Genomic DNA, 15,020 nt, shown 5'->3' with positions numbered 1-15,020 from the left:
ACTCCAGGGCGCTCAGGCGCTGATTTCGTTGCGCCGGCGCAGGGCGGCGGCGATCACCATGACTAACACCGACAGGCCGATCAGCAGCGTCGAAGCGACGGCGATCACCGGGGTCAGGTCCTGGCGCAGGGTGGTCCACATTTTCACGGGCAGGGTTTGCAGTGTGGGACTTGCCATCATCACGCTGAGCACCACTTCGTCCCACGAAACCAGGAAGGCGAAGAGGGCGCCGGCGACCATGCCCGGACGAATCGCCGGGAACGTCACCTTGAACACCGCTTGCAGGCGCGAGGCGCCGCAGATCACCGCGGCGTCTTCAATCGACTGATCGAACAGCTTCAGCGAGTTGATGATCGAGATGATGGTAAACGGCAAGGCGACGATCACGTGGCTGACCACGAAAGCGAACATCGTCCCGGTGTAACCGAGCTTGAGAAACAGCGCGTACACCGCCACGGCGATGATCACCAACGGCACGATCATCGGCAGGGTGAACAGGCCGTAGAGCATTTCCCGTCCGGGAAAACGGCCGCGCACCAAGGCAAACGCGGTTGGCAAACCGAGCGCCACCGCGCAGATCGTGGTCAGCACGGCAACCTTGAGGCTGGCGGCGGCGGCGTTCATCCAGTCGGGGTTGGAAAAGAACTGGCCGTACCATTTCAGCGTCCAGCCCGGCGGCGGAAACACCAGCCACTGCGATGAGCCGAACGACAGCAGCACGATGAACACGATCGGCAACAGCAGGAACAGACCGATCAGCCCGGTGGTTGCATACAAGCCGAAGCGCATCCGCCGGCTCATGGCATTGGGAGTCAGGAGCATGTCGGCTTACCTCGCGTTACTGGCGCCAACCGGGGATTCCGGCTGTAGCTTCAGGTAGAAGTAGAACAGCACCAAAGTGATCGCGATCAACAACGCCGCACCGGCACTCGCCAGGCCCCAGTTGAGGAACGACTGCACCTGCTGAATGATGAACTCCGGCAGCATCATGTTCTGCGCGCCGCCGAGCAACGCCGGGGTGACGTAGTAACCGAGCGACATCACGAACACCATCAAACCCCCGGACGCCAGACCCGGCCGACACAGCGGCAGGAACACCCGGAAGAAGTTGGTCCATGGGCTGGCGCCGCAGATGGAACCGGCCTGCAGGATCATCGGGTCGATGGCCTGCATGGTCGCCTGCAACGGCAGCACGATGAACGGGATCATGATGTAGCTCATGCCGATCACCACACCGGTGAGGTTGTGCACCATCTCCAGCGGCTGATCGATGATGCCCAGCGCCATCAGCGCCTTGTTGATCACGCCGGATGCTTGCAACAGCACCAGCCAGGAGTAAGTGCGGGCGAGCAGGCTGGTCCACATCGACAGCAGCACGATATTGAGGATCCAGCGCCCCCAGCCGCGCGGCACCAGCGTAATCGCCCAGGCCAGCGGAAAGCCCAGCAACAGGCTGAACAGCGTCACCAGCCCGGCCACTGAAAAGGTGTTGAGCAGCACCCGCGCATACGCCGAGTTGGCGAACAGTTGTTCGTAGTTGCCCAGGCCCGGCACAGGTTCGAGCACGCCACGCAACAACAAGCCAATCAACGGCGCGAGAAAGAACAGGCCGAGGAACAGCAGCGCCGGAACGAGGTTGCCGGCGCCGCGCCAGCGTTGTTTGAAGACCGAACCGGCAGCGCCGGCGGCGCTCCCGGTGGCCGTGGAGGGACGGGGCGCGGTGGCCGCGATTTTCATTTGACCAGCCATTCGTTCCACCGTGTCGCGATGGCCGGACCGTTCTTGGCCCAGTACGCGAAATCAAGGGTGATCTGATCCTTGGCGTAGGCCGTCGGCAGGTTGGGGGCCAGCGTCGAATCCAGACGCTCCACACTGTCGAGGTTGACCGGGGCGTAAGCGGTCAGGTTGGAGAAGTCGGCCTGGCCTTTGGCACTGCTGGCGTTGGCCAGGAACTTCATCGCCGCGTCCTTGTTTTTCGCGCCCTTGGGTATGACCAGAATGTCGGCCATGACCAGGTTCTGTTTCCAGCTCACGCCCACCGGCGCGCCGTCTTCTTGCAGGGCGTGCACGCGCCCGTTCCAGAACTGGCCCATGCTCGCTTCGCCGGACGCCAGCAGTTGCTGCGACTGCGCGCCGCCGCCCCACCAGACGATGTCTTTCTTGATGGTGTCGAGTTTCTTGAAGGCGCGATCCAGATCCAGCGGATAGAGCTTGTCGGCCGCAACGCCATCGGCCAGCAGCGCCAGTTCGAGCACGCCGGGGCTTGGCCATTTATACAGGGCGCGTTTGCCGGGGAAGGTCTTGGTGTCGAACAGTGCGCTCCAGTCCTGCGGTTTGTTGGCGCCGAGCTTGCCTTCGTTGTAGCCCAGGACAAAGGAGAAGAAAAACGAACCGACGCCATGGTCGCTGACGAAGCGCGGGTCGATCCTGTCGCGCTGGATCACTTTGAAATCGAGGGGTTCGAGCAGGCCTTCGGCTGCGGCGCGCAGAGCGAAATCGGCTTCGACATCGACCACGTCCCACTGCACGTTGCCGCTTTCGACCATGGCCTTGAGTTTGCCGTAGTCGGTGGGGCCGTCCTGCACGACGGTGATGCCGCTGGCCTTGCTGAACGGATCGGCCCAGGCCTGTTTCTGCGCATCCTGGGTGCTACCGCCCCAGCTGACAAAATTGACGCTCTCGGCAGCCATTGCAGCCTGGCCGGTAACGCTGAGCAGTCCCGCGAACAAGATCGCGGTTGCAGCTTTGTTCAACACCATTTTTACGCCCTCATTGTTGTGTTTTTGAGCGGGCCTTGCGTTGTTGCCCGCCTGTCGGGAGCAGTAGCTGGACGTTTTGCTGGAGCGTCCGGTCTATGGAATATCATATTATGGTATTCCAAACTTTGTGCAAGCACTTTGCCTTACCGGTTATCTGGCAAAGCTGGTTTTTGGGAGCTCAGATGAATCAATTTGAAATGCAAAACCCTGTAGGAGTGAGCCTGCTCGCGATTGCGGTGTATCAGTCAACATCATTGCTGAATGTCACACCGCAATCGCGAGCAGGCTCACTCCTACAGTTTGGATTTGTGTTTGACGTGAGTTACTCGGTGAAAGGAATGCTTTCAACCACCTCAAGGTCATACCCGGTCAAACCCGCATACTTCAGCGGCGGCCCGAGGTGGCGCAGCTTGCCCACCCCCAGGTTCTGCAGAATCTGCGCCCCAGTCCCCACTTCCGAATAAATCCGCGACTGCGAGCGACTGAACTGCCGTGGCGGCTGGGTCAACTGCGGCACACGTTCAAGCAATGCCTGCGACGATTCATGATTGGCCAGCACCACCACAACCCCGTGACCTTCCGCTGCGACCCGTTGCAGCGCCGCCCATAACGTCCAGTTCGTCGGCCCGCTGTACTCGGCGCCGACCAGATCGCGCAGCGGATCGATCACATGCACGCGCACCAGCGTGGGTTCTTCACGGCGCAGGTCGCCCATGACCATCGCCATGTGCACGCCGCCCTCGATGCGGTCTTCAAAGGTGATCAAGCGGAAGGCGCCGTGCACCGTCGGCAGTTCACGTTCACCGATGCGCTCGATGGTGTGTTCGGTGCTGAGGCGATAGTGGATCAGGTCGGCGATGGTGCCGATCTTGATCCCGTGCTTGCGCGCGAACTGTTCCAGATCCGGGCGGCGGGCCATGGTGCCGTCGTCGTTCATCACTTCGACAATCACCGAAGCCGGCGTGAATCCGGCGAGGCGCGCCAGATCGCAACCGGCCTCGGTGTGGCCGGCGCGGGTCAGCACGCCACCTTCCTTGGCACGCAGCGGGAAGATATGGCCGGGCTGCACCAGGTCTTCGGCGCGGGCATTCGGCGCGACAGCGGCGGCAACGGTGCAAGCGCGGTCCGCTGCGGAAATGCCGGTGGTCACGCCAACCGCCGCCTCAATCGACACGGTGAACGCGGTGCTGAACACGCTGCCGTTGCTCGGCACCATCTGTTCCAGGCCCAGACGCTGGCAGTGTTCGTCTGTCAGCGTCAGGCAGATCAACCCGCGCGCTTCGCGAGCCATGAAACTGATAGCCTCCGGTGTGCAGCGGTCGGCGGCCAGCAGCAGGTCGCCTTCGTTCTCGCGGTCTTCGTCATCGACCAGCAGAACCATTTTGCCGAGGCGATAATCTTCGATGATTTCTTCGATGCTGTTGAAGGCCATGCTGGACTCTCAGGGTTCGTTGGAAATATATTGGTATACCATAATACAAAATCAACAAAGAGGTCACTATGAAGGCGTACTGGATTGCTCATGTGGATATAGCCGATGCCGATCGCTACAGCCAATACACCCAACGCACGCCGCAGGCGATTGCCGCGTTCGGCGGAAAGTTTTTGGCCAGAGGCGGGCGCAGCGAGGCGATGGAAGGGCGGCCAACGCCGCAGCGCACCGTGATCATTGAGTTCGGGAGCTACGAAACAGCCGTGGCGTGCTATCGCTCGGCGGCGTATCAAGACGCGAAAAGTTACCGCGAGGAATGGGCGAGGGCGGAGATCATCATCGTCGAAGCCTTTGCTGCGCCTTAATACTCAATGGTGATCGTTCCCACGCTCCGCGTGGGAATGCCTCATCGGACGCTCCGCGTTCGGCTCCGGATGGGACGCGGAGCGTCCCGGGCTGCAGAGCGGGCTGCGCTGTCAGCGCATGAAATGGATTTTTCCGCTGTCGTCATTGCCCATGTAAATCCCGTAGACCCCCGCCTGGCGCTCTTCGATGTAGCGCTCGAGAATCTGCCGGATCGCCGGGTAGTAAATCTGCTCCCACGGAATGTCTTCAGGCGCGAAGAACTTGTAGTCCAGCGTTTCCGGACCGAACTGCCCGGTGATCTCCAGTGCGATCGCGCGGAAGATGATGTACACCTCGCTGATCTTCGGCACGCTGAAGATCGAATACGGCGAGACGATGTCCGCGCGCACGCCGCTTTCTTCCCAGACTTCGCGCAATGCCGCCTGCTCGGTGGTCTCGCCGCTTTCCATGAAGCCGGCGGGCAGGGTCCAGGTGCCCGGGCGCGGTGGGATCGCCCGTTGGCACAACAGATATTTGCCGTCCTGCTCGATGATGCAGCCGGCAATGATCTTCGGATTGACGTAGTGGATATAGCCGCAGCCGCGGCACATCAGGCGCTCGTGCGTATCGCCCGGCGGCGTCTGCTGACCGAGGTCAGGGCCACCGCATTTCGGGCAAAAGCTCGGGCTGAACATGTCAGTGACCGATGCGCGGTTCTTTCAGCGCAATCGGCAGGGTGATCGCCGGGGTGCCTTTTACGGCGACGCCGGTTTCTTCCTGCTTGCGCTTGAGGTAATCGAGGGCCACGGCAGCGGCGGCGCGGACGTGATCGACACACGCCTGATGCGCCGCCAGCGGATCGCCGCTCTTGATCGCCTCGACCATTTTTTCCATCTCGTGATTGCTCGCGCCGCGGCGGTTTTCCTGCGACACCGAGGTCGCGCGCAGATAGCTGATGCGCGCCTGCAACTGCCGCAACTGCGTGGCCGCGACATGGTTGCCCGAGCCTTCGAGCAGCACGTCGTAGAAGCCCTGCACCGAGTCGATCACTTGCTGCAGTTCGCCATCCTTGAGCGCCTTGCGGTTGTCGTCGAGGGCTTTTTCCAGGGCCTTGATGTCCTTGGCCTTGGCGCGCAGGGTGAACAGCTGCACGATCAGGCCTTCGAGCACGCAGCGCAACTCGTAGATATCGACGGCATCGGCCAGGGTGATGATCGCCACACGCGGGCCTTTGGCGTCGGCGAACTCCACCAGGCCTTCGGATTCAAGGTGACGCAAGGCTTCGCGCACCGAAGTGCGGCTGACACCGAGCCGATCGCACAGGTCGCGTTCAACCAGACGATCGCCTGGCATGAGCTGGAAATTCATGATCGCGCTACGCAGTTTGTCCAACACGATTTCGCGCAGGGTAACGGGGTTGCGATTGACCTTGAAGCTGTCGTCGAGTGGCTGGCGTTTCATAGGGTCCGCTCTTTAAGTTGGCTGTCCATGCCAGACGGGCATCTAAACAGCCGAGGGGTTGACTGAGGCCTCGGCGTCGGCTTCGGCAAAGGCTTCACGGGCCAGCCGGAAACTGTCCACGGCTGCCGGAACGCCGCAATAAATGCCGACCTGAAGGAGAATTTCGCGTATTTGCTCACGACTCAGGCCGTTACGCAAGGCGCCACGCACATGCAGCTTGAGTTCGTGCGGGCGGTTGAGCGCCGAGATCATCGCCAGGTTGATCATGCTGCGCTCCTTGAGCGACAAACCCTCGCGGCCCCAGACATGGCCCCAGCAGTATTCGGTGACCATTTCCTGCAGCGGGCGGGTGAAGTCGTCGGCGTTCTCTATAGAGCGTTGCACATAGGCTTCGCCCAATACTTGCGTGCGAATCTTCAGGCCTTTTTCGTATTTTTCGTTACTCATAAATCCTCCAGTCAACACACATTCACTTGTTAGAAATTAACCCTGTGGTGAGGGGATTTATCCCCGACGGGGTGCGAAGCACCCCCAATACCTGTAACCGCGATTTGCCAGACATTCCGCGTGCAATGGTTTTACGACTGCTTCGCAGCCGGACGGGGATAAATCCCCTCACCACAATGGGTAGTTCCACAGTGGGAGTTGGGTGGGGCAATCAGGTCAGGGTCGGCAACGCACCGAGCTTGCCCTTGTGATAAATCATCGGCGTCACCGGTTGCGCCGGCAGGATCAGGTTCTTCACCGCGCCAACAATGATCGCGTGGTCGCCGCCGTCGTATTCGCGCCACAATTCGCACTCGATGATCGCCGTGGCCTTGGCCAGGATCGGGTTGCCCAGTTCGCTCAAATGCCACTCGATGTTTTTAGCCTTGTCCTTGCCTTTACCGGCGAACGCGTAGGCTTCGGCGGTCTGTTCGGCAGAGAGCAAATGAATGGCGAATTTCTTGCTGTCACGCAGCACCGGGTAGGTGTCGGAGGCGTAATTGGGGCAGAACAGCACCAGCGCCGGATCAATCGACAGCGCGCTGAAGGCGCTGGCGGTGATGCCGGCGATGCCGCCGTCCGGGTCGAGGGTGGTGACCACCGTGACGCCGGACGGGAACGAACTCATGACGTCTTTGTAAATGCCGGGTTCAATCATTTCGCAGGACTCCTAGCGCATCACAAACGGATCAGGCATCGGCGCCTGAGAGAGGTTGATCCACACCGTTTTCAGTTCGGTGTAGGCCAGCACCGAATCGATGCCGCTTTCGCGTCCATAGCCACTGTTCTTGAAGCCGCCGATCGGCGCCATCGCCGAGACCGCGCGGTAAGTGTTGACCCAGATGATGCCCGAGCGCACATCGCGCGCCAGACGATGGGCACGACCGAGATCGCGGGTCCAGATGCCGGCGGCGAGGCCGAACTGCGAGTCGTTGGCGATGGCCAGCGCTTCGGCTTCGTCTTTGAAGCGAATGACCGAGGCTACCGGGCCGAAGACTTCCTCCTGCATGATCTTCATCGAGTTGCGGTCACACTCGAACAGCGTCGGCTCGTAGAACCAGCCTTCGCCAAGCCCGGCCGGACGCTTGCCGCCGGTGCGCAGACGCGCGCCTTCGGCAATGGCATCGGCGACCAGACCTTCGACCACCGCCAGTTGCTGCGCGGTAGCCATCGGGCCCATTTCGCTGTGGTCTTCCTGCGGGTTGCCGATGCGGATGCGCTGAGCGCGTTCGACCAGACGATTGACGAACTCGTCGTAGATTTCGTCCTGCACCAGCAAACGCGATCCGGACACGCAGCTCTGCCCTGAAGCGGCGTAGATCCCGGCAATCGCGCCGTTGATCGCGCTGTCGAGATCGGCGTCGGCGAAAATGATGTTCGGCGATTTGCCGCCCAGTTCCAGCGACAGCTTGGCGAAGTTTTCGGCGCTGCTGCGCACCACATGCCGGGCCGTTGCCGCGCCGCCGGTGAAGGCGATCTTGCGGATCAGCGGATGACGGGTGAGGGCGGCGCCGGTGCTTGGGCCGTAACCGGTGACGACGTTGACGACCCCCGGCGGAATCCCGGCCTCAAGGGCCAGACGTGCCAGCTCCAGAATGGTGGCCGACGCATGCTCGGACGGCTTGATCACAATCGTGTTGCCGGCGGCGAGGGCCGGGGCCAGTTTGATTGCAGTGAGGTACAGCGGGCTGTTCCACGGAATGATCGCGGCGACCACACCCATCGCTTCGTGCACGGTGTAGGCAAACAGGTCGGGCTTGTCCAGCGGCAGCGTGCCGCCTTCGAGCTTGTCGGCGAGGCCAGCGGTGTAATGAAAGAACTCTGGCAGATAGCTGACTTGACCACGGGTTTCGCGGATCAGCTTGCCGTTGTCGCGGCTCTCCAGCTGCGCCAGGTGTTCCTTGTTTTCGGCGATCAGGTCGCCGAGGCGGCGCAGCAGTTTGCCGCGAGCGGTGGCGGTCAGGCCGCGCCACGCCAGGCTGTCGAAGGCAGTTTGCGCCGCTTGCACGGCGCGTTCGACGTCCGCTTCATCGGCGTCGGGCAGTTCGGCCCAGGCTTGGGCGGAGGCCGGGTTGATGCTTTCGAAAGTCTTGCCGGAGAGGGCGTCGACCCATTCTCCGCCGATGCACATCTGGAAGCGTGCGAGCGTCATGCAACGATCCCCTTTATATGGTTTTGTCGGGCGTTTGCGAATTGGAGAAATTCGAGCAGCATCTGGTTGACCAGACGCGGCGACTCTACCGGCATCATATGCCGTTGCTCGGGCAGCACGGCAACCTTCGCACCGGGGATGCGCCGGGCCAGTTGCTCGGCCATTTCCGGGGTCGATCCCGGGTCGAGTTCGCCAGTGGCGATCAGCGTCGGCGCCTGAATGCTGCTCAGGTCGTCGGCGCGGTACATGTCTTGGGTGGCGAACAGTTCGTAAGTGGTCAGATAACCCTGCGGATCGTTGTTCGCCAGGGTCTGGCGTAGCGCCGCGATCTGCGCCGGGTTGGCCGCCTGATATTCACGGCTGAACCAGCGCGACAGCGCCGCTTCTGCATTGGCGTCGGGGCCATGCTCGGCGGCCTGCGCGGTACGGGCAATGACGCCGGCGCGCTGTTCTTCGCTGCGATTGAACACGCTGTTCAGGACCACCAGGCTTTGCAGGCGCTGCGGGTAGTGCAGGGCGAAGGCCCGCGCGACCAGGCCGCCCATGGAGAAACCGATCACCGCCGCCTGCGGCAGGTTCAGATGGTCGAGCAGCTCAAGCAACTGATCGGCATAACCGAGCAGGTCGGTGCCACTGGCCGGTCGCGGGCTGGCGCCGTGGCCAAGCATGTCGTAGGCGATCACCTGATACTGGCTGGCGAGGCCGACAATCTGCCCGCCCCACATTTCTTTGTTCAGGCCCACGCCGTGGATCAAGACCACGGGCTGGCCTTGGCCAGTCGCCAGGTAACTGGTGCCAGCCGGGGTGAGTTCAGCGGTGAGCCGAATCATGGAGCGCTCCTGCAATGCCTTTCTTGTTGTGATTACTGGGCTTTTTCGGCGGCCAGTTCTTCCAGATCGATGTAGCGGTTGCCGATGCGCGGGTGCAGACGACCACCGTCGGCGCAACCGAGCACAACGACGATTTCGTCGGCACGCGGCGCGTCTTCAATCTGCATTTCCAGGGTGATGTAGTGCGAACGCAGGCCTTCGTCGTCCTTGTGCATCATCGGGATCTGAATCGAAGTGCCCGGACCGCCGCGCTTGTTGGTGAAGCTCAGGTAGCTCTTGGCTTTCACCGCTTCGCGGTAGTGATTGCCGAAGCGCAGGGTGTGGATCACCGCCGAAGCGTGCTCGATCTCGCCGTCAGCGCCGACCACCGCCGCTTTGCCGTAAGCCTCGATCTTTTCCGCGCCACCGATAATGCCGACGAGACGCTCGACCATCATTGCGCCGAGGTCAGAGCAGTTGGCGCGAATCTGCGGCTTGAGGTCTTCGACAAAACCGTTGCCCACCCACGGGTTCTTCATCACCACGGCGAGGCCGACCATGGTTACCGGCTTGTCAGTGGCTTTGCCGCCTTCGATGAAGGTTTCTTCGACATAGCTGACGATCTTGCGAATTTCGAAACTCATGAGCTGCTCCGTTGGGGATTGAGAGTGTCTGTGCGTCTGATGGTATACCATAATACCGATCCTGCAAGTCCCACCGCAAAAATTGCGTCATCCATCCTCCGAATGGCTGCGCATTCACGTCCACCACAAAATCCTGAGATCACCTCCGACCCTTGTGGGAGCGAGCTTGCTCGCGAAAGCGGTGGGTCAGGCAATGAAGATGTTGACTGAAACGACGCCTTCGCGAGCAAGCTCGCTCCCACAGGGGAATGCGTTGGCGACAGCGGCCGCTTGCGGTTAACAAAAGATAACGTGGCGCCGATTGTCAGACATTTACAAAGCCCGATAGGATGAGCCAGCTTCCGAAGTGGCTCTGGATTGCGGGTTTCAGGACTATGCTTCTGACCAGCCATCACAGCAGCACACTTGCGGCGCCCTTGAAGGCCCGATGGCCCAACAATAATAAATAGGGGAAGGTCTATGAGTCGTTGCCGCCCGCCGGCGTTACGCAACACCGCGTTGCTGGCCACAGCACTCTCGCTGCTGGGCTTTGCCACGTTGTCGGCACCTGTGTTTGCCGCCGAGGCCCCGGCTGATGTGGTCTATTCCACCGAATCGGCCAAGGCCGCGAAAAGCCTGATACTCGATGTCGTCCACGCCGGCGCGCGCCTGGTCGCGGTCGGGGATCGCGGACACATTCTCTATTCCGATGACCAGGGCAAGACCTGGACCCAGGCCAAGGTGCCGACCCGGCAACTGCTCACCGCGGTGTATTTCGTCGATGACAAAAACGGTTGGGCGGTCGGCCATGACGCGCAGATTCTCGCCAGCGCCGACGGCGGTCTGACCTGGACCAAACAATTCGAAGACCTTGCACGCGAATCGCCGCTGCTCGACGTCTGGTTCAAGGACGCCAGCAGCGGCTTTGCCGTGGGCGCCTACGGCACGCTGCTGGAAACCACTGACGGCGGCAAGCACTGGGAAGACGTCAGCGATCGTCTCGACAACGAAGACCAGTTCCACCTCAATGCCGTCGCCGCCGTGAAAGACGCCGGGCTGTTCATCGTCGGCGAGTCCGGCAGCATGTTCCGCTCTGCCGACGACGGCCAGACCTGGGAAAAACTCGAAGGCCCGTACGAAGGTTCGCTGTTCGGCGTGATCGGCACGGCGCAGGCGCAGACCCTGTTGGCCTATGGCTTGCGCGGCAACCTCTACCGCTCCACTGATTTTGGCAGCACCTGGGAACAGGTCGAACTGAAAGCCGCACGGGGTGCGCTGGAATTCGGCCTCTCCGGCGGCACGGTGCTTGAAGATGGCTCGATCATCATCGTCGGTAACGGCGGCTCAGTGATCAGCAGCAGCGACAACGGCGAGACCTTCAGCGTGTTCAACCGCCCGGACCGCATTTCGCTGTCGTCGGTCACTGCCGCCGGCGACGGCAATCTGATCCTGAGCGGGCAGGGCGGTGTACACCTCACCCAGCCAAACGGTGCCGAGACTAATAACAAGAAGGCGGGGCTATGACTTCCTTGATCACTCCTCAGCAGGAAAAGGCGACGGTGCTCGAGCGCCTGATCTTCAACAACCGCCCGGCCGTGATTCTGATCTGTCTGGTGGTGAGCATTTTTCTGTTCTGGCAGGCCACGCTGATCCGGCCGTCCACCAGTTTCGAAAAAATGATCCCGCTGCAGCATCCGTTCATCGAAAAGATGATGGAACACCGTAACGATCTGGCGAACTTGGGTAACACCGTGCGTATTTCGGTGGAAGCCACTGACGGCGACATCTTCTCCAAGGAATACATGGAGACCCTGCGCCAGATCAACGACGAAGTGTTCTACATTTCCGGCGTCGACCGTTCCGGCCTGAAATCGTTGTGGAGCCCGAGCGTACGCTGGACCGAAGTGACCGAAGAGGGTTTCGCCGGCGGTGAAGTGATTCCGCAGAGCTACAACGGCTCCCAGGACAGCCTCGACCTGCTGCGCAACAACGTGCTCAAGTCCGGTCAGGTCGGACGTCTGGTCGCCAACGATTTCAAGTCGAGCATTGTCGACATTCCGCTGCTTGAGGCGTACCCGGACCCGCAGGATCAGGGCAAGTTGCTGGCGCTGGACTACCGCAAGTTCTCCCATGAACTGGAAGACAAGATCCGCAACAAGTTCGAAGCGCAGAACCCCAACATCAAGATTCACATCGTCGGTTTCGCCAAGAAGGTCGGTGACCTGATCGACGGTCTGGTGATGGTGGTGCTGTTCTTCGGCATCGCTTTCGTCATCACTCTGATCCTGCTGCTGTGGTTCACCAACTGCTTGCGCAGCACTATCGCGGTGCTGAGCACGACGCTGGTGGCGGTGGTCTGGCAGCTCGGCTTGATGCACTTTTTTGGCTTCGGGCTTGATCCGTACTCGATGCTGGTGCCGTTCCTGATTTTCGCCATCGGTATTTCCCACGGTGTGCAGAAGATCAACGGTATCGCTCTGCAGTCCAGCGAAGCGGACAACGCCCTGACCGCCGCGCGCCGCACCTTCCGTCAGTTGTTCCTGCCGGGGATGATCGCAATTCTGGCGGACGCGGTGGGCTTCATCACCCTGCTGATCATCGACATCGGTGTGATCCGTGAACTGGCGATCGGCGCGTCCATCGGCGTGGCGGTGATCGTGTTCACCAATCTGATCCTGCTACCGGTTGCCATTTCCTACGTCGGCATCAGCAAGCGCGCAATTGCCAAGAGCAAGAAGGACGCGAATCGCGAGCATCCGTTCTGGCGTCTGCTGTCGAACTTCGCCAGCCCGAAGGTCGCGCCGATTTCGGTAGCGCTGGCGCTGATCGCCTTCGGTGGCGGCCTCTGGTACAGCCAGAACCTGAAGATCGGCGACCTCGACCAGGGCGCGCCGGAACTGCGCCCGGACTCGCGCTACAACAAAGACAACAACTTCATCATCAGCAACTACTCGACCAGCTCCGACGTGCTGGTGGTGATGGTCAAGACCAAGGCTGAAGGCTGCTCGCGCTACGAAGCCATGGCGCCGATCGATCAGTTGATGTGGAAGATGCAGAACACCGAGGGCGTGCAGTCGGCAATCTCGCTGGTGACCGTGTCCAAGCAGATGATCAAGGGCATGAACGAGGGCAACCTGAAATGGGAAACCCTGTCGCGCAACCCGGACGTGCTGAACAACTCGATCGCCCGCGCCGATGGCCTGTACAACAACAGTTGCTCGCTGGCGCCGGTTCTCGTGTTCCTCAACGACCACAAGGCCGAAACCCTCGACCGTGCCGTGCACGCCGTGCAGGAATTCGCCAAGGAGAACAACAAGGACGGCCTGGAATTTATCCTCGCCGCCGGTAACGCCGGGATCGAAGCGGCCACCAACGAAGTCATCAAACAGGCTGAGCTGACCATCCTGATTCTGGTGTACATCTGCGTGGCGGTGATGTGCATGATCACCTTCCGCTCATGGGCGGCGACCCTGTGCATCGTCCTGCCGCTGGTGCTGACTTCGGTACTCGGCAACGCGCTGATGGCGTTCATGGGTATCGGCGTGAAAGTCGCAACCCTGCCGGTGGTGGCGCTGGGGGTGGGGATTGGCGTCGACTACGGCATCTACATCTACAGCCGCCTGGAAAGTTTCCTGCGTGCCGGGTTGCCGTTGCAGGAAGCCTATTACCAGACGCTGAAATCCACCGGTAAAGCCGTGCTGTTCACCGGCCTGTGCCTGGCGATTGGCGTGTGCACCTGGATCTTCTCGGCCATCAAGTTCCAGGCCGACATGGGCCTGATGCTGACGTTCATGCTGCTGTGGAACATGTTCGGTGCGCTGTGGCTGCTGCCGGCCCTGGCGAAGTTCCTGATCAAGCCTGAGAAACTGGCAGGACAGAAGGGCAACTCGTTGTTTGCCCATTGACCTGAAGGCCTGAAACGACAAAGCCGCAACCTAATGGGTTGCGGCTTTTTTATATCTCGGAATCACACAGATCAAATGTAGGAGTGAGCCTGCTCGCGATAGCGGTGTGTCAGTCGGATAATTGAATACCTGACATACCGCTATCGCGAGCAGGCTCACTCCTACAGTGGGGACGCGGAGTGTCAGGAGAGTTCGGTGCCAAGCACTACGCTGAGGGCACTACGCGCATCGTCCAGCTGCACCAATGTCGCATGCCGGGCGCCGAGCGCATCACGGTTCTCGATCGCCGTGAGAATCGCCTTGTGCCTTGGCAACGCCAGCTCATGCAGATTCGGCCGCTGGTTGGAATGCTTCAACGCCTCGGCAATCGCCACCGACAGCATATTGCACAGATTCGCCAGCAAGTCGTTATGCGTGGCGTCGGCAATCCGGCTGTGGAAGTCCAGGTCCGGCTGCAACAAGGCCTCCGGTGTCGGCGCGGTTTCCATGCGTTGGTAGGCTTCGTTGATCGCGGCGATGTCGGCGTCAGTCGCATGCTGAGCGGCGAGGGCGGCCGCAGCGGGTTCGATGATGCTGCGCACGCTGGTCAGCACATTGAAGAATTCATTCTGCGGGCTACTTTGCATCAGCCAGTGCAGCACGTCCGGGTCGAGCATGTGCCATTCGCGGCGCGCCTTGACCACCGTGCCCACGCGGGGCTTTGAATACACCAGACCCTTGGCCACTAGCACCCGCGTGGCTTCACGCAACACCGGCCGACTGACCGCGTATTCCTCGCAAAGCAGCGCTTCGGCGGGCAGTTTGTCGTCGGGCAAAAAGCGTCCGGAGACGATCTGCATGCCCAGTTCCTGGACGATGCGCGAGTGCATGCTTTTACGGTCGGAAGGTTTGCGGTAATCCATGGGGAGCGACGCGATCCTGAGCGATGGAGATGCCGCGCATCATAGCAGGCGTGCGGCATTCTTGAGGCTGATGCATAGCAAATGTAGGAGTGAGCCTGCTCGCGATGGGGACATGTCAGTCACATATGTCTCAACTGACAGACCGC

At 60.9% G+C, this 15,020-nt stretch carries 15 protein-coding genes; 3 read left to right on the top strand and 12 right to left on the bottom strand.

Annotation, left to right across the window (positions count from 1 at the left end):
- Positions 1-12: 12 nt before the first annotated feature.
- The 4 genes from HU739_RS05765 to ribBA form a co-directional block, all read right to left on the bottom strand.
- Complete coding sequence (locus tag HU739_RS05765) at positions 13-822, bottom strand: ABC transporter permease (protein WP_007918021.1); 810 nt, start codon at positions 820-822, stop codon at positions 13-15.
- Between the two features lie 6 nt (positions 823-828).
- Complete coding sequence (locus HU739_RS05760) at positions 829-1,737, bottom strand: ABC transporter permease (RefSeq protein ID WP_186552526.1); 909 nt, start codon at positions 1,735-1,737, stop codon at positions 829-831.
- A complete protein-coding gene (locus HU739_RS05755) occupies positions 1,734-2,759 on the bottom strand; it encodes an ABC transporter substrate-binding protein (RefSeq protein ID WP_186552517.1) in 1,026 nt (341 codons plus the stop codon). The genes HU739_RS05760 and HU739_RS05755 overlap by 4 nt, the downstream gene beginning before the upstream one ends.
- Before the next feature lie 322 nt (positions 2,760-3,081).
- Positions 3,082-4,191, bottom strand: a complete 1,110-nt coding sequence (gene ribBA, locus HU739_RS05750; protein ID WP_186552518.1) for a bifunctional 3,4-dihydroxy-2-butanone-4-phosphate synthase/GTP cyclohydrolase II — start codon at positions 4,189-4,191, stop codon at positions 3,082-3,084.
- A gap of 68 nt (positions 4,192-4,259) precedes the next feature.
- Between ribBA and HU739_RS05745 the strand changes: the two genes are divergently transcribed.
- Positions 4,260-4,556, top strand: coding sequence for a DUF1330 domain-containing protein (locus HU739_RS05745; protein WP_186552519.1), 297 nt, complete (start codon positions 4,260-4,262; stop codon positions 4,554-4,556).
- Positions 4,557-4,667: 111 nt separating this feature from the next.
- Here the strand turns inward: HU739_RS05745 and HU739_RS05740 are convergent, their stop codons facing one another.
- From HU739_RS05740 to HU739_RS05710, 7 genes are all read right to left on the bottom strand, one after another.
- Positions 4,668-5,231, bottom strand: a complete 564-nt coding sequence (locus HU739_RS05740) for an NUDIX hydrolase (protein WP_186552520.1) — start codon at positions 5,229-5,231, stop codon at positions 4,668-4,670.
- Between the two features lies 1 nt (position 5,232).
- Positions 5,233-5,997 (bottom strand): GntR family transcriptional regulator, encoded by a 765-nt coding sequence (locus HU739_RS05735; protein ID WP_186552521.1) that lies wholly within the window; start codon positions 5,995-5,997, stop codon positions 5,233-5,235.
- Positions 5,998-6,039: 42 nt separating this feature from the next.
- Complete coding sequence (locus HU739_RS05730; RefSeq protein ID WP_034155594.1) at positions 6,040-6,444, bottom strand: carboxymuconolactone decarboxylase family protein; 405 nt, start codon at positions 6,442-6,444, stop codon at positions 6,040-6,042.
- Between the two features lie 211 nt (positions 6,445-6,655).
- The gene (locus tag HU739_RS05725; protein ID WP_186552522.1) at positions 6,656-7,141 is read right to left on the bottom strand and encodes a flavin reductase family protein; all 486 of its coding nucleotides are present in this window, start codon (positions 7,139-7,141) and stop codon (positions 6,656-6,658) included.
- 12 nt (positions 7,142-7,153) lie between these two features.
- Complete coding sequence (locus HU739_RS05720) at positions 7,154-8,635, bottom strand: aldehyde dehydrogenase (RefSeq protein WP_186552523.1); 1,482 nt, start codon at positions 8,633-8,635, stop codon at positions 7,154-7,156.
- Positions 8,632-9,465 (bottom strand): alpha/beta fold hydrolase, encoded by an 834-nt coding sequence (locus HU739_RS05715; RefSeq protein ID WP_186552524.1) that lies wholly within the window; start codon positions 9,463-9,465, stop codon positions 8,632-8,634. Before HU739_RS05715 ends, HU739_RS05720 begins: the two co-directional genes overlap by 4 nt.
- A gap of 32 nt (positions 9,466-9,497) precedes the next feature.
- Positions 9,498-10,088, bottom strand: a complete 591-nt coding sequence (locus HU739_RS05710) for an amino acid synthesis family protein (protein ID WP_007968626.1) — start codon at positions 10,086-10,088, stop codon at positions 9,498-9,500.
- Between the two features lie 459 nt (positions 10,089-10,547).
- Here HU739_RS05710 and HU739_RS05705 point away from each other — a divergent pair, with 459 nt between their 5' ends.
- Together HU739_RS05705 and HU739_RS05700 are read left to right on the top strand one after the other, a co-directional pair.
- Positions 10,548-11,591: a WD40/YVTN/BNR-like repeat-containing protein gene (locus tag HU739_RS05705; protein WP_186551662.1), complete on the top strand. Its 1,044-nt coding sequence runs from the start codon at positions 10,548-10,550 to the stop codon at positions 11,589-11,591.
- On the top strand, positions 11,588-13,972 hold the full coding sequence (locus HU739_RS05700) for an efflux RND transporter permease subunit (protein WP_186551663.1): 2,385 nt from the start codon (positions 11,588-11,590) through the stop codon (positions 13,970-13,972). Before HU739_RS05705 ends, HU739_RS05700 begins: the two co-directional genes overlap by 4 nt.
- A gap of 182 nt (positions 13,973-14,154) precedes the next feature.
- Here HU739_RS05700 and HU739_RS05695 read toward each other — a convergent pair whose 3' ends face one another.
- On the bottom strand, positions 14,155-14,874 hold the full coding sequence (locus tag HU739_RS05695; protein WP_186551664.1) for a FadR/GntR family transcriptional regulator: 720 nt from the start codon (positions 14,872-14,874) through the stop codon (positions 14,155-14,157).
- Between the last annotated feature and the right edge of the window lie 146 nt (positions 14,875-15,020).

This window comes from Pseudomonas hamedanensis, assembly GCF_014268595.2.
Classification (GTDB): domain Bacteria; phylum Pseudomonadota; class Gammaproteobacteria; order Pseudomonadales; family Pseudomonadaceae; genus Aquipseudomonas; species Aquipseudomonas hamedanensis.
The sequence above is the reverse complement of the archived record's forward strand: the minus strand, read 5'-3'. Positions and strand labels throughout refer to the sequence as shown.

Excerpts from the sequence above, each read along its gene's own strand:
- HU739_RS05765 (WP_007918021.1), bottom strand. The coding sequence starts at position 822 with ATGCTCCTGACTCCCAATGCCATGAGCCGGCGGATGCGCTTCGGCTTG.
- HU739_RS05760 (WP_186552526.1), bottom strand. The coding sequence starts at position 1,737 with ATGAAAATCGCGGCCACCGCGCCCCGTCCCTCCACGGCCACCGGGAGC.
- HU739_RS05755 (WP_186552517.1), bottom strand. The coding sequence starts at position 2,759 with ATGGTGTTGAACAAAGCTGCAACCGCGATCTTGTTCGCGGGACTGCTC.
- ribBA (WP_186552518.1), bottom strand. The coding sequence starts at position 4,191 with ATGGCCTTCAACAGCATCGAAGAAATCATCGAAGATTATCGCCTCGGC.
- HU739_RS05745 (WP_186552519.1), top strand. The coding sequence starts at position 4,260 with ATGAAGGCGTACTGGATTGCTCATGTGGATATAGCCGATGCCGATCGC.
- HU739_RS05740 (WP_186552520.1), bottom strand. The coding sequence starts at position 5,231 with ATGTTCAGCCCGAGCTTTTGCCCGAAATGCGGTGGCCCTGACCTCGGT.
- HU739_RS05735 (WP_186552521.1), bottom strand. The coding sequence starts at position 5,997 with ATGAAACGCCAGCCACTCGACGACAGCTTCAAGGTCAATCGCAACCCC.
- HU739_RS05730 (WP_034155594.1), bottom strand. The coding sequence starts at position 6,444 with ATGAGTAACGAAAAATACGAAAAAGGCCTGAAGATTCGCACGCAAGTA.
- HU739_RS05725 (WP_186552522.1), bottom strand. The coding sequence starts at position 7,141 with ATGATTGAACCCGGCATTTACAAAGACGTCATGAGTTCGTTCCCGTCC.
- HU739_RS05720 (WP_186552523.1), bottom strand. The coding sequence starts at position 8,635 with ATGACGCTCGCACGCTTCCAGATGTGCATCGGCGGAGAATGGGTCGAC.
- HU739_RS05715 (WP_186552524.1), bottom strand. The coding sequence starts at position 9,465 with ATGATTCGGCTCACCGCTGAACTCACCCCGGCTGGCACCAGTTACCTG.
- HU739_RS05710 (WP_007968626.1), bottom strand. The coding sequence starts at position 10,088 with ATGAGTTTCGAAATTCGCAAGATCGTCAGCTATGTCGAAGAAACCTTC.
- HU739_RS05705 (WP_186551662.1), top strand. The coding sequence starts at position 10,548 with ATGAGTCGTTGCCGCCCGCCGGCGTTACGCAACACCGCGTTGCTGGCC.
- HU739_RS05700 (WP_186551663.1), top strand. The coding sequence starts at position 11,588 with ATGACTTCCTTGATCACTCCTCAGCAGGAAAAGGCGACGGTGCTCGAG.
- HU739_RS05695 (WP_186551664.1), bottom strand. The coding sequence starts at position 14,874 with ATGGATTACCGCAAACCTTCCGACCGTAAAAGCATGCACTCGCGCATC.